The 24,586-nt window shown below is 67.0% G+C and carries 22 protein-coding genes and 1 pseudogene; 11 read left to right on the top strand and 12 right to left on the bottom strand.

All coding sequences use genetic code 11. The features are described from left to right. Positions 1–60: 60 nt before the first annotated feature. Positions 61–753, top strand: a complete 693-nt coding sequence (locus C8258_RS24295) for a metalloregulator ArsR/SmtB family transcription factor (RefSeq protein WP_106957154.1) — start codon at positions 61–63, stop codon at positions 751–753. A gap of 18 nt (positions 754–771) precedes the next feature. Here the strand turns inward: C8258_RS24295 and C8258_RS24290 are convergent, their stop codons facing one another. Next, positions 772–1,182 (bottom strand): hypothetical protein, encoded by a 411-nt coding sequence (locus C8258_RS24290; RefSeq protein WP_106957153.1) that lies wholly within the window; start codon positions 1,180–1,182, stop codon positions 772–774. 250 nt (positions 1,183–1,432) lie between these two features. Between C8258_RS24290 and C8258_RS24285 the strand changes: the two genes are divergently transcribed. Continuing rightward, positions 1,433–2,455 carry an NADP-dependent oxidoreductase gene (locus tag C8258_RS24285; protein WP_199195837.1) on the top strand — a complete coding sequence of 341 codons (1,023 nt, stop codon included), beginning with the start codon at positions 1,433–1,435 and terminating at the stop codon, positions 2,453–2,455. A gap of 21 nt (positions 2,456–2,476) precedes the next feature. Here the strand turns inward: C8258_RS24285 and C8258_RS24280 are convergent, their stop codons facing one another. Together C8258_RS24280 and C8258_RS24275 are read right to left on the bottom strand one after the other, a co-directional pair. Further along, entirely contained in the window at positions 2,477–2,683 is a 207-nt protein-coding gene (locus C8258_RS24280) for a DUF397 domain-containing protein (RefSeq protein WP_063001311.1), read from the bottom strand. Beyond that, complete coding sequence (locus tag C8258_RS24275; RefSeq protein WP_106957151.1) at positions 2,673–3,575, bottom strand: helix-turn-helix transcriptional regulator; 903 nt, start codon at positions 3,573–3,575, stop codon at positions 2,673–2,675. Before C8258_RS24275 ends, C8258_RS24280 begins: the two co-directional genes overlap by 11 nt. 293 nt (positions 3,576–3,868) lie before the next feature. Between C8258_RS24275 and C8258_RS24270 the strand changes: the two genes are divergently transcribed. The 3 genes from C8258_RS24270 (at position 3,869) to C8258_RS24255 (ending at position 5,136) form a co-directional block, all read left to right on the top strand. After that, entirely contained in the window at positions 3,869–4,360 is a 492-nt protein-coding gene (locus C8258_RS24270) for a hypothetical protein (RefSeq protein WP_146161321.1), read from the top strand. A 219-nt stretch (positions 4,361–4,579) separates the two neighbouring features. After that, positions 4,580–4,831, top strand: coding sequence for a hypothetical protein (locus C8258_RS24260; protein ID WP_106957148.1), 252 nt, complete (start codon positions 4,580–4,582; stop codon positions 4,829–4,831). Then, the gene (locus tag C8258_RS24255; protein ID WP_106957147.1) at positions 4,831–5,136 is read left to right on the top strand and encodes a hypothetical protein; all 306 of its coding nucleotides are present in this window, start codon (positions 4,831–4,833) and stop codon (positions 5,134–5,136) included. Before C8258_RS24260 ends, C8258_RS24255 begins: the two co-directional genes overlap by 1 nt. 12 nt (positions 5,137–5,148) lie before the next feature. Here the strand turns inward: C8258_RS24255 and C8258_RS24250 are convergent, their stop codons facing one another. Next, a complete protein-coding gene (locus tag C8258_RS24250; RefSeq protein WP_146161320.1) occupies positions 5,149–5,577 on the bottom strand; it encodes a hypothetical protein in 429 nt (142 codons plus the stop codon). A 124-nt stretch (positions 5,578–5,701) separates the two neighbouring features. Beyond that, positions 5,702–6,544: an SDR family NAD(P)-dependent oxidoreductase gene (locus C8258_RS24245; RefSeq protein ID WP_233225310.1), complete on the bottom strand. Its 843-nt coding sequence runs from the start codon at positions 6,542–6,544 to the stop codon at positions 5,702–5,704. Between the two features lie 65 nt (positions 6,545–6,609). On the opposite strand from C8258_RS24245, the gene C8258_RS24240 reads away from it, so the two are divergent. After that, the gene (locus C8258_RS24240) at positions 6,610–7,200 is read left to right on the top strand and encodes a TetR/AcrR family transcriptional regulator (RefSeq protein ID WP_106957145.1); all 591 of its coding nucleotides are present in this window, start codon (positions 6,610–6,612) and stop codon (positions 7,198–7,200) included. A 102-nt stretch (positions 7,201–7,302) separates the two neighbouring features. After that, a complete protein-coding gene (locus tag C8258_RS24235; protein ID WP_233225309.1) occupies positions 7,303–8,499 on the top strand; it encodes an MFS transporter in 1,197 nt (398 codons plus the stop codon). A gap of 596 nt (positions 8,500–9,095) precedes the next feature. Here C8258_RS24235 and C8258_RS24230 read toward each other — a convergent pair. The 3 genes and pseudogenes from C8258_RS24230 to C8258_RS24220 all read right to left on the bottom strand — a co-directional run. Then, positions 9,096–10,319: pseudogene (locus C8258_RS24230) on the bottom strand (YibE/F family protein); the annotation flags it as partial. Between the two features lie 447 nt (positions 10,320–10,766). Continuing rightward, complete coding sequence (locus tag C8258_RS24225) at positions 10,767–12,026, bottom strand: pyridoxal phosphate-dependent aminotransferase (protein ID WP_369974811.1); 1,260 nt, start codon at positions 12,024–12,026, stop codon at positions 10,767–10,769. A gap of 92 nt (positions 12,027–12,118) precedes the next feature. After that, a complete protein-coding gene (locus C8258_RS24220) occupies positions 12,119–13,456 on the bottom strand; it encodes a hypothetical protein (RefSeq protein WP_083871332.1) in 1,338 nt (445 codons plus the stop codon). 266 nt (positions 13,457–13,722) lie between these two features. On the opposite strand from C8258_RS24220, the gene C8258_RS24215 reads away from it, so the two are divergent. The 3 genes from C8258_RS24215 (at position 13,723) to C8258_RS24205 (ending at position 15,703) form a co-directional block, all read left to right on the top strand. After that, positions 13,723–14,172 (top strand): hypothetical protein, encoded by a 450-nt coding sequence (locus C8258_RS24215; RefSeq protein WP_039781483.1) that lies wholly within the window; start codon positions 13,723–13,725, stop codon positions 14,170–14,172. Positions 14,173–14,328: 156 nt separating this feature from the next. Further along, entirely contained in the window at positions 14,329–14,997 is a 669-nt protein-coding gene (locus C8258_RS24210; RefSeq protein WP_106957144.1) for a hypothetical protein, read from the top strand. 274 nt (positions 14,998–15,271) lie between these two features. Next, positions 15,272–15,703, top strand: coding sequence for a hypothetical protein (locus tag C8258_RS24205; protein WP_233225308.1), 432 nt, complete (start codon positions 15,272–15,274; stop codon positions 15,701–15,703). A 181-nt stretch (positions 15,704–15,884) separates the two neighbouring features. Here the strand turns inward: C8258_RS24205 and C8258_RS24200 are convergent, their stop codons facing one another. Next, the gene (locus C8258_RS24200) at positions 15,885–19,172 is read right to left on the bottom strand and encodes a (Fe-S)-binding protein (RefSeq protein WP_106957197.1); all 3,288 of its coding nucleotides are present in this window, start codon (positions 19,170–19,172) and stop codon (positions 15,885–15,887) included. 463 nt (positions 19,173–19,635) lie between these two features. Here C8258_RS24200 and C8258_RS24195 point away from each other — a divergent pair, with 463 nt between their 5' ends. Next, complete coding sequence (locus tag C8258_RS24195) at positions 19,636–20,490, top strand: hypothetical protein (RefSeq protein WP_233225307.1); 855 nt, start codon at positions 19,636–19,638, stop codon at positions 20,488–20,490. 100 nt (positions 20,491–20,590) lie between these two features. Here the strand turns inward: C8258_RS24195 and C8258_RS24190 are convergent, their stop codons facing one another. From C8258_RS24190 to C8258_RS24180, 3 genes are all read right to left on the bottom strand, one after another. After that, positions 20,591–21,535: an NRDE family protein gene (locus tag C8258_RS24190; RefSeq protein WP_369974809.1), complete on the bottom strand. Its 945-nt coding sequence runs from the start codon at positions 21,533–21,535 to the stop codon at positions 20,591–20,593. 85 nt (positions 21,536–21,620) lie between these two features. Next, the gene (locus C8258_RS24185) at positions 21,621–22,967 is read right to left on the bottom strand and encodes a S1 family peptidase (protein ID WP_106957141.1); all 1,347 of its coding nucleotides are present in this window, start codon (positions 22,965–22,967) and stop codon (positions 21,621–21,623) included. A gap of 165 nt (positions 22,968–23,132) precedes the next feature. Beyond that, a complete protein-coding gene (locus tag C8258_RS24180; RefSeq protein ID WP_106957140.1) occupies positions 23,133–24,524 on the bottom strand; it encodes a S1 family peptidase in 1,392 nt (463 codons plus the stop codon). Positions 24,525–24,586 lie beyond the last annotated feature (62 nt).

Below are 24,586 nucleotides of genomic sequence, written 5' to 3'. Positions count from 1 at the left end.
CGCCCGTGAATCGATGTGATCGATCTTTCGACCTATGTGATTAGGCGTTATTGTGGTCGGATGACCAGCGATTCGGCGATCGGTGCGGTCGCGGTACTCGACGACGAACTACGGCGCGGCATGTACAGATTCATCCGCGCCGCCCGGCGGCCGGTGACTCGTGACGAAGCGGCCGAACAGGTCGGTATCTCGCGGAAGCTGGCCGCCTTCCATCTGGACAAACTCGTCGCCGCCGGACTCCTCCAGGCGCGCTACGAACAGACCAGCGGCCTGCGCCGCGTCGGCCGCGCCCCCAAGGTGTACGAGCCCACCGACGCCGAGGTGCGGGTGAACATCCCCGAACGCCGCCACGAAGTGCTGGCCGAGATCCTGATGGATGCGGTGCTGGCCGAGAGCACCGGCGAAACGGCCCGCGACGCCGCCGAACGAGTCGCGGCCGAACGCGGAAACACCCTGGGCCACACCGCCCGCGAGCGTTTACGCCCCGGTCGCCTCGGCGTCGAGCGCGCCCTCACCGTGGTGCAGGCGATCCTGTCCGACCAGGGCTTCGAACCCAGCCGCGACCCGCTCAACTGCCTACGCCTGCGCAACTGCCCCTTCCACCCCCTCTCCACCCAGGCCCCCGGCCTGGTCTGCGGCCTCAACCACGCCTATCTACGCGGAGTGCTGTCCGGCCTGAAAGCCGAGACACTCGAAGCGGTGCTGGCGCCGACCGCCGGCGAATGCTGCGTGGAACTCCGCCCCGCGCAGTAGGGATGAGCGGCGGCGGGCTCAGGTGAAGATTTCGTCCAGTGTGGTCGCGGTGAGGATGCGTGCTGTCCAGGTGTGTACTTGCTCGGTGGTGCCCGAGTGGACGGTCTCGGTGATGTGCGTGGGTAGTGGAGCGAATTTGAGGGTGAGCAGTTCGATCAGTGCTTCTGCGCGGCCGCGTGCCTCGCCGCGTGCCTCGCCGCGTGCCTCGCCGCGTGCCTCGCCGCGTGCCTCGCCGCGTGCTTCGCCCTCTGCGCGGAGCCGTTCTGCTGTGGTCACGAATATCTCCTTCGCTGGTGGTCCGAGTTGGTCGATCACGGGCACCAGATCGGCTTCGGCGGTGTCGCCGACTGTCATCACGTACGTCATCGCGGCCTGGAACTCGACTTTTCCGTCCGGGCCGGACAGTAGCGCGCGCAGATCGTCGATCAACGCGAAGCTACCTCGAGGCTACGACAGCCGGAGGGGTTCAGCTGTAGACCATGCGCCCAATTGGCGTCACGCGCAAAGCCACGAAACGAGTTGTACACGAACAGTTTTCAGTAGCACGTCTGTCGATGAAGGCCAAGCCGCGACGGGCGAGCTCGACTTCGACCGCTCGAGCAGCAATCGAATGTCGTGCGCTGTCGCGCGGGCGGAAAAGGAGTCGAGTGGCGGGTGCCGGGCGATCTACTATCGCCCGGTGGTGGACGCGGTGAACAGGCAGTGGATGTTGCGACGACGGCCGGTCGGGGCACTGCGGGACGAAGATTTCGAGTTGAGGAATGTGCCGGTGCCGGTTCCGGGGCCCGGTGAGGCCCTGATTCGCGTGCATTGGCTGGGAATAGATCCCACCCAGCGGGGCTGGCTCAACGAGTCCGACAACTATATCGACGCCGTGCCGATCGGCGCGGTGATGCGTGGCAGTGGTGTCGGCCAGGTGGTTCGCTCGAACGACCCGGATTTTCCGGTGGGTAGCTGGGTCGCGGGAATGGTGGGATGGCAGGACTACGTCGTTCGGTCTGCGGGCGGGTTGTTCGGGTTGAACCTTGTGCCCGACGGTGTGCCGCCTACGTCGATGCTGAGTTTGTTCGGACCGCCGGGTCTGACCGCGTACTTCGGTATGACGGATGTCGGCCGTCCCGAGCCCGGTCAGACGGTGCTGGTTTCGGCGGCGGCCGGTATCACCGGGTCCATCGCGGGGCAAATAGCGAAGGCATTGGGCTGCAAGGTCATCGGAATCGCCGGCGGCCCGGAGAAGTGCTCCTGGATCATCGACCACGCGGGTCTGGATGCCGCCCTCGACTACAAGCACGACGATATCGATGCCCGTCTGACCGATCTCGCCCCCAACGGTGTCGACGTCTTCTTCGACGGTGTCGGCGGCCGTATTCTCGAATACGGTCTGGCGCACCTGGCCCCCCGCGCACGTGTCGTCCTGGCCGGGGCGATCTCGTCCGGTTATGAGGGTGCCGATCCGCCGTGCGGGCCGCGGAACTATATGAGGCTGGCACTGGACCGGGCGCGCATGGAAGGGTTCATCTTCCTCGATTACCTCGACCGTTTTCCGGAAGCCTTCACGGCATTGCGCGACTGGCAGGCCCAGGGAGCGATCACCATTGCCGAAACCGTCAGCAGGGGACTGGAATCCGCGCCGAGCGCATTGCGCGCCGTCTTCGAGGGCCGCAATCTGGGCAAGCAGCTGGTCGAGGTCGCAGAGTCCTGACACATGGTGGGTGCCGGACGCTCACGCTCGATCGAACACGCCGCTTTTCGCGCCGCCGACGAAGGCATTCCATTCGCCGGGGGTGAAGATCAATGCGGGACCGGAGGGGTTCTTGCTGTCACGGACGCCGACCATGCCGTGGTCGAGGAAGGCGACCTCGACGCACTCCTTGCCGCCCTGGCTGCGACTGCTCTTGAACCACTTCGCGCCAGATAGGTCAACGTTCACGCTGCTCATGCTCCCTTGCCACCCGCCGAAGCAGGTTCCTGCTCACCGTCTCATCCAAGGCCGCAGCCCTGATGCTGTCGTACCGCCGATGGTAAAGCCGCACGTCGTCTTCCTTCTCAAGGTACATGTCGCCAACAGCGCCCTCGAGAAAGACCACGGGGGGCTCGAGCTGTTCACCGGTCGGGGTTTCTCCGAACGTAAGAACTACGAACGGGGGCATTGATATCCCGTCCGGGAAACCGGCGTCGTACCCGAGTATGCGTACGGAGACGTTGTCTCGTGTGCCGATGTCGGCAAGGTAGCGCAGTTGAGCGGCCATGATCGAGTGACTGCCCGCGACGCGACGCAGGGCCGCCTCGCCGATCACAACGTCGAGAAGTACCGGCTGCGTCTTTCTGGTGACGGCAGTCTGCCGTTGAGTTTTTATCTGGACTCGTTGTTCCCACTGTTCAGGTTCCTCGTCAGGCCAGATCGACCGAACCAGAGAGCGGTTGTAGTCGGCTGTCTGAAGTAGGCCTGGAATCAAGTCGGGCTGGTAGGTGATGATTCGGCCGGCAGCGGTTTCGAGACCCACGTAGACATCGAAATTGTTCGGGATCAGGTCGCCGTACTGGTGCCACCAAGACTTCACGTTGGCTTGCTGGGCAAGTCCTTTCAGAGCAACCGTGAGGTCCGACGGTATGCCGTAGAGATCGCAGATAGCCTGGATGACAATCGATTTGATTCGACCGACCTCGCCCTTCTCCAGGCGGTTCAGGCTTGTCGCACCCATCTCCAGCAGTTGAGCCGCGCGCACCTGGGTGTACCCGGCGCGTGTGCGCCACTCGACCAGATAACGGCCCAGTTGCCGCCGCGGAAGAGTTGATCCGGTAGCGCGCTGCGGGTCTGACATGGAATCTCCGTTTCGGGGACGATGAATTCTCCGCTTCGGTGAAATGCTCTCATCTGGTGTGGAGAGTCTGCAGGGCTTTCGGAGAACTTCAAACGGAGACTCCGATTCGGAGTGACCGGATGCGATTTCCGGTGTGTCATAGAGGGGTTCCACGCGGCCGGATCTCACCGGCGAGTCACCAGTCAACTGTCCGCGGAGCTGAAGTGCGGGCCGGGCAACTACGAATCGACTTGCCTCACAGCGTGTTCAGCAACGAAACGGCCGTCCATTTGCCTATTCGAATCGAGGGAGCGATGACTGATGTGCTCAACGATGTACCTGCAGGTGCGGAGAGTGCTCCGCAGAACTGGGCGATGATCTACCGGCGCGCGTTCGGGTTGGATGCCGAGGTGCATCCGGGGTCGGGGCGGCTGGTCGTGCGCGCGGGAAAGGCGTTGGCCGCCTTGACGATGCCGAGTGTGCTCGGGGCGCGGGTGCGGGGGCGGTTGGTCGACATGTCCGGATCGGCCGGGCCGATCATCGCTCATCCGCGCTCGATGCGGTGGACCTTTCTCACTCTTCCCGCCGATGCCGATCTGACCGATCCGCTGCTGCACGCCGAGATGTTTCGGCACTACGTCGACATCGCCGGTGTGAATGCCGAGATCGCGCTGCCCTCTCCGGGATTTCTGCAGTCGGATGTGTACCGATTGTGGACCGATGCCCCCGTCGGTGACTACCGTCCCCTGGCGGGCGACGTACTTACGGCTGTCCGGGAATGCGTTGCAGCACAGGGAATGCGGTGACATGAACCTGATACTGATGGTCGGGTTGTGCTTCGGCATCCTATGCCTGGTTCGGGTTGCGGTCGGCGTGCGACTTCCGGAAGCATGTCCGCGCCGGATGCCGTTGCCGGCCGGGCAATCCGACACCATTCCCTTGCCGGTGGATGTTCGCGACATCAGGGAGCGTCTGGATCTCGAAGAACTCGGGTTGCGGTGGTGCCGGGATCGGTGCGGTGCCGGATGACGACCCGCATCACCGAAGTGCGCGGGCTGCGCGCGACGTGGCGGCACGGACGCGGTGGCATCGAAATTCTCGATGTGCACGACATAGTCAGCAACACCGAGGACTCCTTTCCGCCGGGCACTGATCTCGCCGCCGCGCGGGAGCTGCGTCCGGATCTGGCGGATCTGTGGGATGTGGTTCGCCGTGAATTCTGGGATCACTACCTCGCCGCCCGCGTGGTACGCGACGAACCTGAGCGGAGTAGGTGATGGCGGAGCGTGACAATCGAGAGTTGTTCTCGCACTGGGCGATCGTCACCACCGCTGCCTCCTGCGGCGTCCATGCAGGGGCGTGTCCGAGCGGTGTGTGGGGACCATATCCGCTGCGTGAAGCGGAGTACGTGGTCACGACCATCGCCCCGAGTCACAACCCGCACGTCGTTCCGTTCTGGACGCGCGAAATGGGGCCCGGGGACTCCGGACGTACCGCGACGGATTCGGGCGCAAACACGACCGACAGCGAGGACGCGAAGATCATTTCCCTGCAATCGGATTCGCGGAAGTGGCGGCGATGAACCCGCCTGCTCTCAGGCAGCCAGATTCGCCAACTGCGGGAGTCGCGACACCAGCGCGTCGAGCTCTTCGCGCCAGCGGCGATGCACGTTGAGGCGTTCGGGCGCTCCGGTGTGCGGCATGCGGTAGTACACCCTCGACCAGAGCGGGTTGATCTTCATCTCCGTGAACATGGCCGTGCTGAAATGCTCGGCGCAGACCAGGCTCGCGGGCCGGCCCGACCATTTGTTCGCCTCGACGATGACGACCGACGTGTTGGTCAGCACCACGAAGTAGTACTTGCGCACGAACAGCATCGCGAACCGCACGTAGGGCAGATCGTCCACCCACGGGCTGGGGCCGGTGATCGCCTGGAAGGCCAGCTGCATCTGCTCACCCGGAGGAGCGAATTCCGTCAGCTTCTCGGCCAGCTGTTTCTGAATCGTCGATTTACGGAATGCCATGTGGCCCACCCCCGTTGAAGAACTCCACCGGCACCGTGCCGATGGAACGCAACGACCTTAGCGGCATTCTCGCGCACCTGCCACCCCGGATTTCGAGCCGATGCGACGTACCGCGATCCGGCAACTACCCGACACTCGCCGTGGCGCTGTCCACTGCGTCCAGGGCGGCGAGTTCCCCCGTCAGTTTGGCGCGAATCGCGGCGATCGCGTCCCGGCCGATCGGCAGTCGCAGCGGAGGCGTGGGGGATTCGACCGCGGCGATGATCTGCCGCGCGGCGTCGTCCGGATCGCCGTACACGCTGGGATCCAGCGTGGACAAACGGTCGTAGGCCGCCCGGACGCTGTCGCCGTAGTCCGGATGGGCGGTGGGTGTAATCCCCAGTGACGCAACGAAACCGGTGCCGAACATGCCGGGCTCGACGATGGTCACACCGATGCCGAGATGGGCGACCTCCCGGAGCAATCCTTCGTTCATGCCTTCGACCGCGAATTTGGTTGCGGCATAAAGGCCCAGCCCCGGTGACGGCGCGGCGACACCGGCCACCGACGAGATCTGTACGAGGTGACCGCTCCGCTGCTCGCGCAATACCGGCAGCGCGGCGCGCACGACGTTGAGCGATCCGAAGACATTGGTCTCGAATACGGCGCGCACGTCACTGTCCGGAATCTCCTCCAGCGCACCGAAAACCCCGTAGCCGGCGTTGTTCACCACGACATCGATCCGTCCGAAGGCCTGCTTCGCCTCCGCGATCGCCTGCCGGGACTGCTCGGCGTCGGTGACGTCCAGCGGGGCGACCAGGATTCGTTCGGGATGCTCGGCCGCCAACTCCCGCAGGGCCCGCGCGCGCTCGGGATCGCGGGCCGTCGCAGCGACCTGGCCGCCGGCGGACGCGACCGCGCGAGTCAGCGCGAATCCGAATCCGGAGGAGGCTCCCGTGATCAGCCACACCTTGTCTGTCGCCATCATATGCCTCTCATCTGCGGTTAATTAGGATACTGCTCGTATCGTATCCAAAACGCTAGACTTGCGCCATGGTCGAGATGACACAGTCGCGTGGTCCTGGACGGCCGCGCAGTGAGCGTTCGAGGCGCGCGGTGCTCGCGGCGGCCCGCGACCTGCTGACCGACCGCGGACTGCCGGGGCTGAGTGTGGACGAGATAGCCACCCACGCGGGAGTCAGCAAGAACACCATCTACCGCTGGTGGCCCACCAAGGCGGCCGTCCTGATGGATGCGTTCACCGACGCCTTCGCGGACCGGATGAGCGTCCCCGCCGAAGGCGATGCCCTGGTCCGTCTGCGCACGACGGTCCGCCGGGTGGCGACGCTGATGAGCGATCCCGACGCCCGGCGCCCCTTCGTGGCCTTGGTGGCCGCGGCGCAACACGACCCGGAATTGGCTGCGGCGCTGCGGGATCGGTTCATCGCGGGGCGGCGGGCCGAGGTGGGCGAACTCCTCGGCGAGGCCCGATCCGCCGGTAGCCTTCCCGCCGGCTTCGACCCGGACACTGCCATCGATCTGATCTACGGCGCGCTCTACTACCGGTTGCTGATCAGTGGAGAGACCATCGATTCCGGCTACGCGGACCGAATCCTCACGGCGATGGGCCTGCTTCCGGACTGAACAACTTGGACGAGTGCGCCTTTCACGCTCTCGCCGTGAGCGCCTACGGTCGCGTCCGATTAGCGCCAGCACCCGCCGGGAGCGGTTCCTAGCGTCGTGGTCATGAAAAACGACCTGCTGACCGATACCCGTGACCCGGTGCTGCGCACATCCGTCGTCGGACTCATGGCGGTGGGGGCGGGACTCGGCACCGCCACCATGTATGTGCTGCAGCCGGGGATGGCGGCAGTGGCAGGCTCACTGCACGCATCGGTCGCGGAAATGGGGATCGCACTGGCGTGCGGGCCGGTCGGCTATCTGCTCGGGCTGGCGCTCCTGGTTCCGCTGGTGGACCGACATCCACCTCGGACGGTGGTTTCGCTGCAGTTCGCCGCGCTCGCCGCGGCATCGGCGATCGGCGCCGCGGTGGGGGTGGTGTGGTTGCTCGGCCCGGTGATCGGGCTGGTCGGTGCGGCGTCCTCGGTGGGTGCCCAGATGAGCTCCGTCGCAGGGCGTTTCGCGGAACCGAACCGGCGCGCGACGGTGCTGGGGACGGTGACGGCCGGGATCTCGGCCGGAGTACTGGCCGGCCGCATCGTCGGCGGCTGGCTCACCGACCTCATCGGCTGGCGGGGCATGCTGCTCGTCTTCGCGGCGGCCTGCGTGGCACTCGCGGTGGCCACCCGTTTCGTGCTGCCCGCCGCGACGGCCACGGTGGCCTCCGGGTACCTGACGATGCTGCGCGAGCTGCCGGGACTGTTCACCCGCTATCCGTTGCTGCGGTCGGCGGCCGGTCGCGGCGCGTTGTGGTTCTTCGCCTTCTGTACGGTGTGGGCCGGGCTCGCGGCGGCCCTGTCGCAGCCGCCGTTCTCCTATTCGTCCGAGCGAATCGGCTTGTACGCGTTCGCCGGACTGGCCGGTGTCGCCGCGACCCGCATCGCGGGGGCGTGGACGGATCGGGTCGGGTCGCGTCGCGTCATCCTGGTGGGTCTCGTCGTCGCCGGTGCCGCCGCCGTGACACTCGCTGTGGCCCTGTCGAATACGGTGCTCGCCCTCGTCTGCCTCGGTCTGTTCGACGCGGGCCTGTTCGCGGCGCAGGTCGCCAATCAGAGCACGGTGCTGGCCATCGCCCCGGGCTCACCCGCCCGGTTCAACAGCGCCTACATGGCCGTGTACTTCGTCGGGGGCAGCGCCGGCACCGCCTTCGGTGCGGCCGCGGTGAGCCGGCTCGGCTGGGCTACCACCGCGGTGATCGCGGCCTTCGCGATCGTGGTCGCGGCAGTGATGACCGCCGGCAGATCACTCGCTCATTCCTCGTAACCTGTTGTGGGCCAAGCCGATCGGTTGCGCGGTTGCGGGTCGTTCCGGGGTTGGCGGTCCGCGTCCGGTCGCGGCGGACGGGTGGGCCAGCTCGGCCGGGGGTCGTCGTGGGGGCGGCCGGACGGGACGCGCCGGTGGCCGCCGGTCGGCTCTCCGGTTCGGGCGTCGATACGCCGGTGACTGCCGGTATCGGTTCGGCGATCATCGATACGCCGGTGACTGCCCGTATCGGTCCGGCGATCATCGGTGCGCCGGTGGCCGCCGGTGTCGGCGCGGCGGTCGTCGGCGCGGCGTCGGCCCCCGGTCGCATCGGACGAGGGGGCGGTGCGTCGACGGGCAGGCGGCTCGGCTGGACGTCCTTCGACGCGGCGATGACTACCCGTGTTGGGTCCGCCGCGGTGGTCGGCGTGGTCGTGGCCGGCCCTGTTCTCCGGGCCGTCCACGCGCCGGCGGCTTCCCGCGGTCTCGCCGCGCGCGGCGACTCGGCGGTGGCTGCCGGTGGTTTCCGCGGCGCTCTCCGCCCGGCGGCGGCCCGCGGGCACGGAGGCACGGCGGGGCACGGGTTCGGGCTCGTAGTCGTCGAAGTCGGCGCTCCGGCCGAACGGGCGGGCCAGCAGGACCGCGATGGCGGTGGTCAAGGGAACCGACAGCGCCAGGCAGATGCCGCCGACCGCGGAACGGGTGATCTCGATGGCCACCGCGTCACCGGTCAGCACGTCGCGAATGGAGCGACCGGCGACGGAGAACATCAGCAGCAGCGGCAGCGCACCGCCGGCGTAGGCGAGGACCAGCGTGTAGACCGTACTGGCGATGTGGTCGCGGCCGACGCGCATGGCGGCCGCGAAAATCTCACGCCGCGTCGCCTCTTCGTCGAGGGCGGCTAGTTCGAAGGCGGCCGAGGCCTGGGTGATGGTCACGTCGTTGAGCACACCGAGCGAGCCGATGATGAAGCCCGCGAGCAGAAGGCCGGTAATGCTGACGTGCTGGATATAGGTCGCGACGTTGGTGTTCTGCTCCTCCGACAGTCCGGTCAGATGAGTCACCTCCAGCGCGACCCAGGACAGCACCGCCGCGAGCACCATCGCGCTGAGCGTGCCCAGCAACGCCGAACTGGTCCGCAGATTGACGCCGTGCGCCAGATACAGGACCGCGTAGAGAATCAGCGCTCCCGATACGAGGGCGACCGGTATCGCCGGCTTCCCGTCGAGCAGGGCGGGCAGCAGGAATACGACCAGCACCCCGAACGCGAACACCAGGCCGAGCACCGCGCGCAATCCGCGCCACCGCGCCACCACCACGATGACCGCCACGAAGACGAGCGTGATCAGCAACAGCGGCATTCCGCGCGAAAAGTCGTCGAAGGAATAGATGGTGGTGCCGCTCGGATCGTCCTGCCGAACCAGCCGAATGTGGTCTCCCGCATGCAAATCCGGCTGTCCCGGCCCCGGCGCGATTTCGAGCAGCGTCCGGCTGCCTTTGTTCGGCCCCGAATCGATCGAGACCAGACTGCGCTGGCAGGTATAGGATTTCGTCGGCGGCGGTTGCGGAGTATCGGGAAAGGCGCGCCCGTTCGACGGACTACCGCACGGCCCCATATCCTGCATCGCCACGGTGCCGGCCTCGGTCTGCACCGCCCCACCGCCGCCGTTCTGCATCGGCAACGGAATATCCACATGCTGCCGGCTGGGCCACAGCCAGATCATGGCGATCACGACGATCACCCCGACCGCGGTGAGCATCCCCACCACCACCCGAGCCGCCGTAGCCCCGATAGCAATAGGCCCGGAATGGTCATGATGGTGATGATGATGCTCGCTCACCGCAGCGAGCTTAAAGGAAAGTATTTTCAACAGCAGCCTGTACCACGTCTCTGGGTGCTTTGGCCGTATTCAAACCGCACACCTGATCACGCAAGAACATGGGTAACTCACCGGGCACGGGCTAACAGAACCAAATCGACCCTCCGCCGGTCGCCGAAGCAAAGAACCCCGCACCTGAACCAGGCCTGAATATGCGGAGGGGCGGGACAGCGGGGGAGCGGGCGGCGGAGAGCAGGGGGATGTCTCCGCCGCCCGAAAGGGATCCGACGGCCCAGGGGGGTAGGCGGTCGAATCCAGGGCCGAGCGACCCAGGGGGGTAGGCGGCTCGGCCGGGCACTGTGAGTGCCGAGGACTACTGTACACAAAAGTTCGAAGTTTGCGCCAGTGAAGTCTTCAAAAACCTACTTTTCCAAACTCCCGGTTTGTTTTGGCTCGTCCCGGCCCCGACTACTGGCGATAGTTGGAGAGGAAGTTGCCGAAGCGCTCGATCGCCACGGCGAGGTCCCGGGCCCACGGCAGCGTCACGATGCGTAGATGATCGTGCTGCGGCCAGTTGAAACCGGTGCCCTGCACCATCAGGATCTTCTCCTGAAGCAGCAGGTCGAGCACCAGTTTGCCGTCGTCGTGGATCTCGTGGACCTCGGGATCCAGCCGCGGGAACGCGTACAGCGCGCCCTTCGGCTTCACGCACGAGACGCCGGGGATCATATTGAGCTTCTCCCAGGCCACATCGCGCTGCTCGAGCAGCCGCCCGCCGGGCAGGATCAGATCCTCGATGCTCTGGTAGCCGCCCAGCGCCACTTGAATCGCGTGCTGAGCGGGCACGTTCGGGCACAGCCGGGTGGAGGCGAGCAGGTCGATGCCCTCGAGGAATCCGGCCGCGTGTTCCTTCGGACCGGTGATGACCAGCCAGCCCGACCGGTATCCGGCCACGCGATAGGCCTTGGACAGGCCGTTGAAGGTGAGGCACAGCAGGTCGGGAGCCAGGCTCGCGAGCGAGATGTGCTTGGTGTCGTCGTAGAGGATCTTGTCGTAGATCTCGTCGGCGAGCAGGAGTAGCTGATGCTTGCGAGCGAGGTCGACCAGCTGCTGCAACACCTCCGACGAGTACACCGCGCCGGTCGGATTGTTCGGGTTGATCACCAGCAGCGCCTTGGTCTTGTCGGTGATCTTGGATTCGATATCGGCCACGTCCGGCTGCCAGCCGTTGGATTCGTCGCACAGGTAGTGCACGGCTGTGCCGCCGGCCAGGCTGGTCATCGCGGTCCACAGCGGATAGTCCGGGGCGGGGATGAGCACCTCGTCGCCGCTGTTCAGCAGGGCCTGCATCGTCATCGTGATCAGCTCGGAGACGCCGTTGCCCAGATAGACGTCGTCCACATCGAACTCGGGAAAGCCGGGGACCAGCTCGTACCGGGTCACGATCGCGCGGCGCGCGGGCAGGATGCCCTTGGATTCGGAGTAGCCCTGCGCGTACGGCAGCGCGGCGATCATGTCGCGCATGATCACATCGGGCGCGTCGAAACCGAACGGCGCCGGATTGCCGATGTTCAGCTTCAGGATGCGATGGCCCTCGGCCTCCAGTCGCGCCGCATGTGCGTGCACCGGCCCACGGATTTCGTAGAGAACGTTCTGGAGCTTCAGGGACTGCTCCAGAACCCGGGGCGGCTGATGCGGTGACTGACTGGTAGGGCTCACCTGTTCAATGGTGCCACCGCCCCGCAACTCCATATCCGAGGCATCGCCACCGCGCCACATCGGCGTTGTGCCGGTCACATCGGGCGCCGTGGGGCCGCCGTTCAGGTGGGCGGATTGGCCGGCAGCATCCCCGTGGCGACCGTGGTGCCGCAGAACTCCTCGATCCGTTCGTCCAGGCGCCGCGCCTCGACCGCGTCGCGGAAGCGCGGGGTCGCGATGCGGCGGCGCAATCCGGTGAGCCGTTCCTCGAGTTGCGCGATGCGGCGGTCCTCGGAGAGTTCGAGTACCGGACTGAGGGCGTCCCCGGCGCCGTCGAGACTGCCGTTGATCAACTGGGCCGCCGCGTTGTCCACCCGCGCCAGCGCCTCGGCCCCGTAGGACCGCTGTTCGCGCGGGCCGCCGCTGTACAACTCGATGGTGCGCAGGGTTTCGGCCAGTGCCGGCTCGGCCTGGCCGAGGTGGATGTACGTGGCGCCCGCGTAGTAATGGCTCTTGGCCTCCGGGAAGCCGAAGACGCCGCCGGTTTCGTCGTGCAGTTCGTCGGTCCCGGTACCCGTGCGCGCGGCCTCGGCGGCGCGGATGCAGCGTTCGGCGTCGGCGGCGCTACCCAGTTTGGACCAGATCCGCGCCTCGATGTTGTGCAGCCGGACCTTCGCGGTCACCGAATCCGCGTACTGCTGACCGTTCTGCGCCAGTGCCACCGCCCGGCGCGGCCGTTCGGACCAGTATTCGATCAGCGCCTGCATGCCGCGCGTCCACGCGCGTAATCCGTTGTGGCCGCACAGTTCCGCGTACGCCCAGGCCGCGCGGGCCTGTTCCCCGGCGGCGTCGAGATGTCCGAGATCGGTACTGGCGTTGGCCAGCAGACCCGACAGCGTGCCGGCCAGCAGATACAAATGGCTTGTGTCCGCGGGCTTCTGGTGGCCCTCGAGCAACCGGTACACCCGCCGGCGCACCCGCAGCATCTCCACCATCATCGGAACCGGCGGCACGTGGACGTACTCCCTGGCGATGCGGGTGGCATCGGCGTCGAGTTGTTCCAGCGCGGAGGCGCCGACATTACTCGCCTCGGCGCGACCGGCGTGCTCGCTGGCTTCGTGGGCAGCCGCCATGATCAGATCCCTCTCCGAAATCTCGGCTAACGCATCACCTCTCATCGCACCGGCGTCTACGAGTGCCAAAAGTTCCGCGTCGCTCGAATACTTGCTGTGCGCCGAATGACCTTGACGCACCTCGAATTCCGGTCCCGGCCGATCGATGACGGGCTGATCGATCATGGCCGCGAACCGCGCCCGCACGACTTCGTCGGACCTGGCGAGTGATGTGTCCAGCGCGGCCTGGTTGACCGGGCGCGGATGCACCCGGGCGCCGCCCGCCTCCCATTTCGACACCAGGCGTTCGTGAACTCCCAGATGGGCCGCGAACTCCCTGATGCTCATGCGTTTGGCATCGCGGAGGGCACGGGCTTCCTTACCTGACCACTGCCGGACCACGATGTCCCCTTCCGCGCGAACTCGTCTCCAGAGTACGAGGGGACGGTGAGCACGGCCACATCCGAAACCGAGCTGGTACACGGGAATTGGCTGGTCCCGGCGGTTTGGGCAGTGAAAGGGCAGTGCAGAGCGCGCGTGGGGGCGTTTCGGAGACGTCGCAGTGGCGGGAGCCTTGAAGATATCGAGGGAGTCGCCGTGAAGGTCGGGAAACTGTGAACGTCGAGAAGCTCAGAACCGCCGACGACTGGGTGATGTTCTATCGGCATCACGCCGGTCTGACATGTATCCAGCGTGGTGGATTCGTCACGCTGCCGGTGACCGGCACCGTCGGTGTCGTGCATCTGCCGGCCGACCGCGCCGAAGCGGTGTGCCGATCCCTCACCGAGCACGGCGGATGCGGGCCCGTACTGGCCCGGCGCGTGCGGTGGAGCTTCCTCGTGTTCCCCGACAGCCGGCCCGGTGGGCAGGTCGCGGACATTCTGCAGCGTCTCGATATCGGCATCCCGGCCGTCGGCGGCGAGATCATGATGCCCACCAGCCTGGGCCGATGGACCCGCGAGGGCTGCCACTGGATCGTGGCGCCGGGGTCCGGCCTGGAACTTCCACCCCTTTCGATAGTCGTCACGACGGCGCTGGCGGTGGGAAGAGGCGGCGAGGACTGAACCCGCAGACCGGTCCTCGCCGCTGCCGATCCGGGTCCGCCTCGTTACCTGTCGGGGGCGGACCCGGATTCGGAACACGGGTGCGAAAATCAGATCCGGAACGTACCTTCTTCAGATTTGACCCTTTTGTGACATGAAGACGTTTAAGATTGCCGGATGAAGCTCCAGCGCCTTACCGCGATATCCGCACTGGTCGTCGGCGCCGTCACCGCCGGAACCGTTGCCGCGCACGCCGAACCGGCCGCCGCGCCCCAACCGGCCGCGATCAAGTACTCCATGAGACTCGTCGACAAGACCGTGGTGACCACCCTGCAGGGCGGCACCTTCCGGATCGCCGCGGACGGCAAGTCCTACGCGATCACCGATCCCCACGGCGCCACCGTCGTCTCACTCCCGACCGAAGTGCGCGTCGCCGGGACCGAGGTGCCGGTGAAACCGGTGGTCCGCAACGACGGGACCGTCCTCGAGTTGACGCCGCAGCGCACCGTCACCGTCGACAAGCCGGTGACCGTCCAGCCGATCGCGTCGCCGATGGAAAACCATCGCGCGATGAACGAATTCGAAACCAACTTCGGTGTCGCGACCGCCGTCGGCACCTTCCTCGGCACCGCGGTCGGCGCCATCGTCGGCGGTGTCACCGGCTGCATTCTGGGCTTGCCGCTGCTGGGTGTCGGCTGCATTCCGGCCGCGGTCGCGGGGGCCGGCATCGGCGGTATCCTCGGCACCATCGCGATCGGCGGACCAGCGCTGGCGATCACCGGATTCGACATGATCGGCACGCTGTCGGCCGCGCCCGGCACGACGAAATGGGCCGACGACAAGTAGGTCCGCTCCGGCGGATCGCGGTCCGGCTGTGCCGCAACCCGATTCGCCACACCGTGCATTGTGAGAGCCCCCAGAACTGGGGGCTCCTTCCCTGGTGGGCGTGCGCGTAGCATCGACCCGCCTGTGTGGCCGAAAGCGCTGAGCTCCAAGCGAATTCACCGCCAACCCGCAGGTGTGACGGCGCTCGTCGAGGGGGCGAGCGCCGAGATTCGATGACGGAGCCGACCCGGCTCCCACGCCGGAGCAGACCGGGATCAGGTACTCGGTCGAACTCGTGGACAAGACGGTCGTCACGACCTTGCAAGGGGGGACCTTCCGGCTCGCGCAGGACGAAAAGTCCTACTCCGTCACCGATTCCCACGGTGCCACCGTGGTCTCGCTGCCCACCGATGTGCGGGTCGACGACGTCGCCGTTCCGGTGAAGCCGGCGGTGAAGAACGACGGCACCGTCCTCGAACTGACGCCGCAGAAGACGATGACCACCGACCATCCGGTCGCCGTCCAGCCGATCGCCTCGCCGCTCGAGAACCAGCGCGCGATGAACGATTTCTCCACGCAATTCGGAATCGCCACGGCCGTCGGCGGCATCCTCGGCACCATCGCCGTCAGTGGACCGGCCCTCGGCATCGCGGGACTGGATCTGATCAACACCCTGCAGGCCGCCCCCGGAACCAGCAAGTGGGCCAAGGACACCGCGGGCAACTAGGGAGTTACGCCACGCACCATCGAAGGCCGGTCGCTCGAGCAGCGGCCGGCCTTCGGCGTTATCGGTGAACCCACCGCACACCGACGACACCTCGAGCCGATTGCCGTCGTCGGCAGGGAAAAGGGGATACGACGAAGGGGCGCCGCCGGTGTCGGCAGCGCCCCTACGCGGTGTGGCGAATTTACTTCTTGCGGCTGCCCGGAGCCTTCGCTCCGGACTTGAAGCCCAGGCCACCCGGCTTTGCGGTCGGGGGCTGGACCTCACCGTTGCCGCTGTCGGCGGAGCCGGTGGCGGTCGCCGTCGACTCCGGTGCCTCCGATGCGGACGCCGGCTCGGTCGCGGGGGCCTCGGCCTCGGCTGCTTCGCCGGCAGCCGTATCGGCCGGTGCCGCACCGTTGCCGGATTCCGTTGCCGCCGGGGCGGATTCGGCAGCGGCGGGCTTCGCGGCGCCCGGGGCCTTGGGGCCGGGGCGCTTGAAGCCGGACTTCATCGCCAGACCCTTCGGCGCCACCGTCGGTTTGGTCTCGGTGGGGCCGGTGGACGTGGCGGTTTCCGCAGGAGCCTCTGCAGGCGCGGTCTCGGCGGCGGGCGCCTCGGCAGCCTCGGCTTCGGCTTCGGCCGGGGCTTCGCTCGCGGGCTTGGCGCCCGGAGCTTTGGCCTTGCCCTTCATGGCGAGACCCTTGCCGCCGGGTGCCTTGGCGGCGCCCTTCATGGCCAGGCCGCCGGGCTTGGCGGTCGGCGCCTCGGTGCTCTCGGCCGCTGGCGCTTCGGCAGCGGACGCCTCGGCCGCCGGGGCTTCGGCGGGCTTCGGGGTCGCCTTGGCGCCCGGTGCTTTCGCCGCGCCCTTCATCGCCAGGCCCTTGCCGCCGGGTGCCTTGGCGGCGCCCTTCATGGCCAGACCGCCCGGCTTGGCGGCCGGAGCCTCCGCGGGTGCTTCCGCGCTCGCCTCGGCGGCCTCCGGCTCCGGAGTCGCCTTGGCGCCCGGTGCTTTCGCGGCACCCTTCATGGCGAGACCCTTGCCGCCGGGTGCCTTACCGCCACCCTTCATGGCCAGACCGCCACCGCCGGGCGCCTTGCCGCCGCCCTTCATCGCCAGACCCTTACCGGCGGCCGGGGCGGACTGCTCGGCGGGGGCCTCGGGCTCGGGCTCGGCCGTCGGTGCGGCTGCCGCTTCGGCGGCCGGTGCCGCGGTCTCGGCGACCGGTTCGGGAGCCTTGGGCTGCTGGATCACCTTCAGGTTCTCCGACAGTGCCGCCGGCTCGACCCGGTCGATCGACTGCAGCATCAGCTGCGCGACGTCCACGACCTCGACGCCCTGGCCGACCTCGCCGGAATCCTTGCGCGCGGTCACACCGTCGGTGAGCATCACACGGCAGAAGGGGCAGCCGGTGGCGATCAGCGACGGCGAGTTGCCGCCGTCCAGGGTGGCCAGGGCCTCGTCGGTCCGGTCGAGGTTGACTCGCTTACCGAGCTGTTCCTCCATCCACATGCGGGCACCACCGGCGCCACAGCACATGGACCGCTCGCCGTGGCGCGGCATCTCGGTGACGTTCGCGCCCGAGGCGGCCATCAGCTCACGCGGCGCGTTGTAGATCTTGTTGTGCCGGCCCAGGTAGCAGGGGTCGTGGTAGGTGACCTTCTCCGACACCGGCTTCACCTGCACGAGCTTGCGCTGCCGTACCAGCCGGTTGAGCAGCTGGGTGTGGTGCACGACCTCGTACGTACCGCCCACCTGCGGGTACTCGTTGTTGAGCGCGTTGAAGCAGTGCGCACAGGTGACGACGATCTTCTTCTTCGACGGCTCCACACCCTCGAAGACGGAATTCAGCGCTTCGATGTTCTGCATCGCCAACTGCTGGAACAGGAATTCGTTACCCGCGCGGCGAGCCGAGTCACCGGTGCAGGTTTCCTCCGCACCCAGCACCATGAATTTCACGCCGGCGGTGGCGAGCAGTTCCGCGACGGCCTTGGTGGTCTTCTTGGCGCGATCCTCGTAGGCGCCGGCACAGCCGACCCAGAACAGATACTCGTACCCGTCGAAACTTTCGGCGTCCTGACCGAATACCGGAATATCGAAGTCCAGCTCCGACATCCAGTTCAGCCGGTCCTTGGCGTTCTGACCCCAGGGGTTGCCCTTGTTCTCCAGGTTCTTGAACAGGCCGGCCAGCTCGGAGGGGAATTCCGATTCGATCAGAACCTGGTAGCGACGCATATCGATGATGTGGTCGACGTGCTCGATATCCACCGGGCACTGCTCGACACAGGCGCCACAGGTGGTGCAGGACCACAGCACCTCGGGATCGATGATGCCGTTGACATCCTCGCCGCCGACCAGCGGACGCTCGGCCTCGGCCTTGGCCGCCTCCGAGATCTTCGCCAGCGCGGCCTCGTTCGGTTTGCCCTCGGCGTCGACCAGGCCGACCTCGTCGCCGCCCATATCCTTGCGGCCACCGGCGAGCAGGTACGGAGCCTTGGCCGCACCGTGGTCCCGCAGGGACATGATCAGCAGCTTCGGCGAGAGCGGCTTACCGGTGTTCCAGGCCGGGCACTGGCTCTGGCAGCGACCACATTCGGTGCAGGTGGTGAAGTCCAGCCAGCCCTTCCAGGAGAAGTCCTCGATCCGGCCGGCGCCCAGGGTGTCGGTATCGGGGTCGACGTTCTCCATATCCAGGGCGCGACCCTTGGACATCATCGGCTTGGCCGCACCCAGGGCGACGCCGCCGTCGTCCTCGCGCTTGAAGTAGATGTTGAAGAAGGCGGAGAACCGGTGCCAGGCCACGCCCCAGGTGATGTTGCGACCGACGTAATAGAGGAACGCCATGCCCGACATCAGCTTGATGAACGCGAAGATCGACACCATGGTCGCGTTGGCGGGCAGCAATTCGGCGACCCGCATGGTGAAGAAGTCCGTCGCCGGATTGCCCTCGCCGTTCAGCGCGATCTTGCCGGCCTTGACGAAGATCATGCCGAGGCCTTCCATCAGCACGATCGCTTCGATCACGTAGGCGGGTCCGAACTTCGAACCGCTGAATCGCGACAGGCGCTGCGGTACCCGCGGGTGATTGAGCTGGCGAATGGTGATCAGCGTCAGGATGCCGACCACGGTGCCGATGCCCATCAGCTCGTCCCAGAAGTGGTACACACCCCAGTTGCCGATGATCGGCCAATGGAATTCGGGGTCGAACGTCTGCCCGTACGCCTCGAACCACAGGATGGCGCCGGTGATGAAGCCGACCATCACCAGCCAGTGCGCCCAGCCGACGGTGCGGAATTTGTTCATGCGGGTATGCGCGATGAACTCGACCAGCATCGTCTTGAGGCGTGGGAAGAACGGTCGCCAACGATCCGGCGCCGGCTGCCCGACCCTGATCGCGCTGAAGATCTTCCACGCGCCGCCGATGAACGACGCCCAGCACACCAGGCTGAGCACCGCTCCAATCGTGCCCAGCGTCACTGTCAGGGCATTCATGTCGCGACCTTCCTTCGGTTCCACGAGCATTCCGGCGACCGGGCTGGGGTCGCCGTCGGTTGCTCGTATCGTAACGGGCAGTAAGTTACCCGCCGGTAACTTATCTGTCCATCGTATGATGCACGAGTGGTCTATCCCAGGTTGTGGGGTCCAACCGTACTCAGGGTGTGACCGTTCTCACGTGTTGGCCTGCGGTTTTGCCGTGGTCGCGGTCGTCTGACACGGTAAATCCCGGCAAATCCGGTGTTCGAGCCAGGTCAGGCTTACTCGCCGCAAAGACGAACAGTTGGCGAATCGGTCCTTAATTGTTAGGGCACATAACAATTCTCGCTTTCGGTCGGGGTATTCGACTAAGCTCACCTCGTCCTGCTTGCTGTGTGCACCTTCACACTGCTCGGGGAGGTCCGTCAGGTTTGAAGTCGGGGTTGATGGCCTGACGGATGCGTGGGCTCTCGCGGAGAAGTTGCGTGCGGCAAACCCTGATGACGGATTGGAAAACCGAATGAAGCTCCGCAGAGGTACTGCGGTCGCCGCTATGGTCATCGGCGCAATGACCGTGGCGTTGGGAACTGCCAACGCCGACCCTGCACCAGCCCCGGCTCCGGCCGCCGACGCCAAGCCGGGGATCGATTACTCCACCAAACTGGTCGACAAGACGGTCGTCACCAAGCTCAAGAACGGCACGTTCGAGCTTGTGGAGAAGCACGGCGCGACTCCTGATCAGAAGCAGCAGGTCGTCGACATCAAGGATCAGGCCGGCAATGTCGCCCTGGAGATGCCGATCGACTACCGGATCGCGGGCGTTCAGATTCCGATCAAGCCCGTGCTCAAGGACAACGGCACGGTGCTCGAGCTGACCCCGGACAAGCCGGGCAATGTCGACCTGACCAAGCCGGTTGCCGCCGCCCCCGTGGCCGCGGTCGCGGAGACCAAGGCCGACCAGCAGACGCCGATCCAGGCCGATAAGCCGGTTCTGGTCGCCAAGGACGTCGCCTCGCCGATCGAGAACCAGCGCGCGATGAGCGACTTCGCCACCAAGTTCGGTCTGGCGACCGCGATCGGTGGCTTCGTCGGCACCGCCATCGGCGCCGTGATCGGCTGTGTCGTCACGATCGTCGCGGGCTGCATCCCGGGTCTGGTCACCGGCGCGGGCGTCGGCGGCATCGTGGGCACCGTCGCCGTGGGCGGCCCTGCTCTCGTCGCCGCGGGCGTCGAGCTGGTCAACACCATGCAGGCTGCCGACGGCAGCACCCAGTGGTCGGATGCGGCCATGGCGGCGGCCAGCGGTCAGCCGCAGCAGGCCAACCAGCCCAGGTAATTCGCGGCACGGAGCCGGTGATCAGCCGGCTCCGGGACGTGTACGGCCCGTCTTCCTCGCGGAAGGCGGGCCGTTGTCGTCGGGCTTGTCGTTGCGGCGGTCAGGCCGTGCGCATCCGCAGCCGACCCGTGTAACTCACCTCGCCGAGCGGTTTCCCGAATTCCGCGAAGGACCGTTCGGCGATCTCGAACCGCCCGTCCTCGCGCACCAAAAGTACTGTGCTGCAGCGAGTTCCGTGCCAGTCGTTGGCGACGAAGCGGGCCGATACCGAGCGTTCCTGCTCCGGCGACAATCCGGTGCGCGGTAGTTCGGCATCGGGTGCGATGGTGCGGTCGGCCAAGACGTCGAAGTAGTCCTCCACCGCCGGGGAACCGATCACCGCGCCCAGCGCGCGCACGCCGTCGCGCACCTTCGGCCACGCCGTGGCACCGGTGTCGGTGTGCACGCCGCCCACGCTTTCGGCGGTGTGACGATCCGCGATGCCCGTCGGCCGTTCGGAGCCGGGTGCGGCCGAGCCGAGCAGGGCGGCATTGGACAGCCCGTGCACTCCGGGCGGGAGGGCCAGCGGAGTGGCCTCGCTGCGATTGCTGTGCCACCACAGCGTCTCCAGATCGGAGACGACCAGGTTGTAACCGTTGTAGTCGTCCAGATCGGCCGCAGCGGTGCGAACGAACTTCTCCGGTGCCGCGGAGCCGGTGAGGTAATCCATCAGCAGAGCGCCGCGGGAGCGGGCATCGATGCGCTTCTCGGCCGGGCCACGCACATTGGTGACGGTCGCGAAACGACCGGCCTCGGGGACGAGTCCCAGCCAGGTGCCCGGCACGCCGTTCGGGGCTCCCAGATCACGTCCGGCCAGCAGATTGGGCCGCTCCGGCCACCACCGCATCGATTCGGTTGGGCGCGTGTAGAACTCGTCCCGATTGGCCGCCACAATCAGCCGATACTCCGGATGCGCGCGCCACCCGATCAACACCAGACACATAACTCCAGCATGCACCAGCCGGGTGAACACGATATCGGGACGGCAGCCGGCAGGTGGGGCCATCGCAAGCTCCCGCGGAGACGACAGCTCCCGCGGAGACGACGAAGGCCCGGCATTTCTGCCGGGCCCTCGACGATGCTCGAAGCGCTCAGTTGGTGCGAATCCGCAGACCCGGGTTGTCGGAGAGCACCTGGTTCACCGGCTGCGCGAACAGCTGCGGCGCATCACCGGTCAGGGCGCCGATCAGGTTCGGGATCTCGCAGATCGGGTAGTCGGCCACCGAAGAGGCGCTGGAGATGCCCAGGGCCAGGGTGCCGGTGACGATCGGGCCGCCCGAATCACCCGGCAGCGCACAGATGTTCGCCGAGAACGACTGAGTCAGATCGCGGTCACCGACCTGGACGGTCTGATCCACCGCGTTCACCACGCCACAGCTGAAGCCGGTGCGCGAACCCGACTTGCAGACGGGGGCGCCGACGACGGGGTCGGCCACACCGGTGATCGCGATCGGCGCGGCGCCCGGAACCCGAACGAGGTTGTTGGCGAAGCGATCCCGGCTGCCGGCGTCGATCGAGACGATCGAGTAGTCCTGGTTGCCCAGGATCGACTTCTGGAACGAGCCCAGCTGGGCGCCGACGTGATTGCCCGGCAGCAGCTCGAACATGCCCGGCGCGTTCGCGGTACCGGCGGCCGGGATGTTCGGATCGCAGTGTCCGGCAGTGATGTTCACCGGGTTGCCGTTGCGGTCCTCGCCGTTGAATCCGGTGGAGCAGACCAGCTGCATCTTGCCGGCCACCGACGCATAGGAGTCGCCGCCCGCGCGGGGCGCGTTGGGCTGCTCACCGGCAATCGGCTTCACCTGCGGGTCCGACTCCGGCGGGCCGACCGGGGGAGCGGCCATCACGATCACGTGCGCCGGGTCGACGAAGCCCGGCATCGGCACGCCGGCCTTGTCCACGCGCACCGCGATGCTGTTGTTGACGGTGTCGATCACGACACCGCGCACGGCCTGAGCGACAGCCTCGGGCTGCCCCGACAGCCACTGCTGGAAGGCGTTCTTCTCGCTGCGCAGCACGGTCTGGCTCTTGGCCACGTCCTTCACGCCGAATCCGGCGTCCTGAGCGGCCTTCTTCGCGTCGTCGAGGCCTTGACCCGGAGCCAGCGCCACCACGGCCTTACCGGCGTCGTCGAGCCACGCGCCCGCGAACGCCTGCGGGAACTGACGCTGCGCGGTCGCCGCGAACGCCGCCACGTGCTGCGCCACATCGGCGCGGTGCAGATACTCCTCCGGCGAGATCTTCAGGTCGCGCTGTACCGCCGCAGCCAACTCGGCGGGCAGGGCGGGCGCCGGGGCGGGCGCGGGGTCCGCGGAAGAGGTCGCCGCGAGCGGCCCGAGAACCAGAACCGCCGCCGAGGCGGCGACGGCCGCGCTGCGGAGGCGGGTGCGCGGGGCACGTCCCGCGGCGGACGAAAGTCGGATGCGTGGCAGGAGCATGAGGCGACTATATGGGGTTTGCGCGGCTATGCCTACTTGTCGCGGACTTTGGCCGAACTCACACCGGCCATACCGGAAATCGATACCCGCTGTTCACCCGGCCCGGATCGCGCCGAGGGGCACGTTCGGCCTGCGAACGTGCCCCTCGGCGCGATGGAAGGATCGTCAGCCCACGTTCGGGCGAGTACGCACCGTGATGCCGGCGCCCAGTCCGCCACCGGAATTGGCGTCGATATCGCTGAGGATCTGCCGGATCGGGATGCCCAGCGTGGCGGTGCCGCCGTACTGCGCCAGATCCATGTTGGCGGCCTTGCAATCGGGTGCGTCGGCGGCGTTGGAACCGCTGGTGATGCCCAGGGCGAGGGTGCCCGAGACGATCGCGCCGCCGCTGTCGCCACCGAGGGTGCACGCCGAGCTGGCGAAGCCGCGCACCGTCTTGGATTCGCCCTCGGCGGTGAACAGTGCCGTCTCGACCCGGTCGGCGACCACGAATCCGCAGGTGAAGGTGGACGATTGGCCCGACTTGCAGATCGGGGCGCCGGTGATGGGCTCGGCGATTCCGGTCAGGGTGAGGGTGGTGCCGTTGGCACCGCGCACCGAGGGCTGGTCCATCCCGGCGGTGATCGCGCGCTCGTTGAGCTTGATCACCGAGTAGTCCAGTCCGGTGCTGCCGCCCAGCTGCGCCTTCACGAAGGTGCCGAATTGCGGGCTGGCCTTCAGGTTGCGCAGGTTCGGCAGGTAGACCCCGGCCTCGGAGTCGCCCTTGCCCACATTCGGATCGCAGTGTCCGGCACTGATGTTCAGCGCGTTCCCGGCGGCGTCGATGCTGTTGAAGCCGAAGGAGCAGACGTCCACCGACTTCAGCGCGGAATCGTCGAGGGAGGTGGGTGCGCTGATGTAGGTGTCACCGGCCATCGGGCGATGCTCGACCGGGCCGCCGCCGTCGGGCGAGAGCACGACCTTGACGTTGGCGATCAGCGTCGGAAGGTTCAGCAGGTGACCGGCCGGGGTGTTCGCGACGCTCAGCACCAGCTGGCTGTTCAGGAAATCGACGGCGACCGAATTGATTCCGGCCGACAGTTCCCGCGGCAGCCCGCCGATCCACTTGACGAGCTGGTCGAGTGAGCTCTCCAAGTTGTCGGCCGAAATCGGTGCCAGGCGAGTCTGATATCCGGCGGAGTTGGCGATGCGCGCGGCGTCGAGCGAGGTCACCGCCATCACCGGCTTACCGTCGGCGCCGAGCCAGGCACCGGCGAAGGCCTGCGGGTGTGAGGACCGGAAGTCGCGGGCGTAGTCGCGCAACTGCTGAGCGCGGGCGGCGCGGTCCAGATACTCCGCGGGCGACATCTTCAGATCGCGGCCGATGGCCTGCACCAGTTCCGGCGGTAGCTGGTCGGCTGCCGACTGGGCGGGCGCGGGATCGGCGAGCGCGGGCGATGTGGCGATCCACGGGCCGAGCAGAAGGGTCGAAGCGAGGGCGACAGCAGCGGTTTTCATCGACGCGCGTGCCACCGAGGCGCGTCCGATCGTGGCGCGACGCGCCGCCAACTTGCGCATGGAGTCCCTTCGTCAGGCACATACGTGCCGGCCACCCGTGGGCGGTAAACCATTGGGTGGCA

This window comes from Nocardia sp. MDA0666 (assembly GCF_003023875.1).
Classification (GTDB): Bacteria; Actinomycetota; Actinomycetes; order Mycobacteriales; family Mycobacteriaceae; genus Nocardia; species Nocardia aobensis.
The sequence above is the reverse complement of the archived record's forward strand: the minus strand, read 5'-3'. Positions and strand labels throughout refer to the sequence as shown.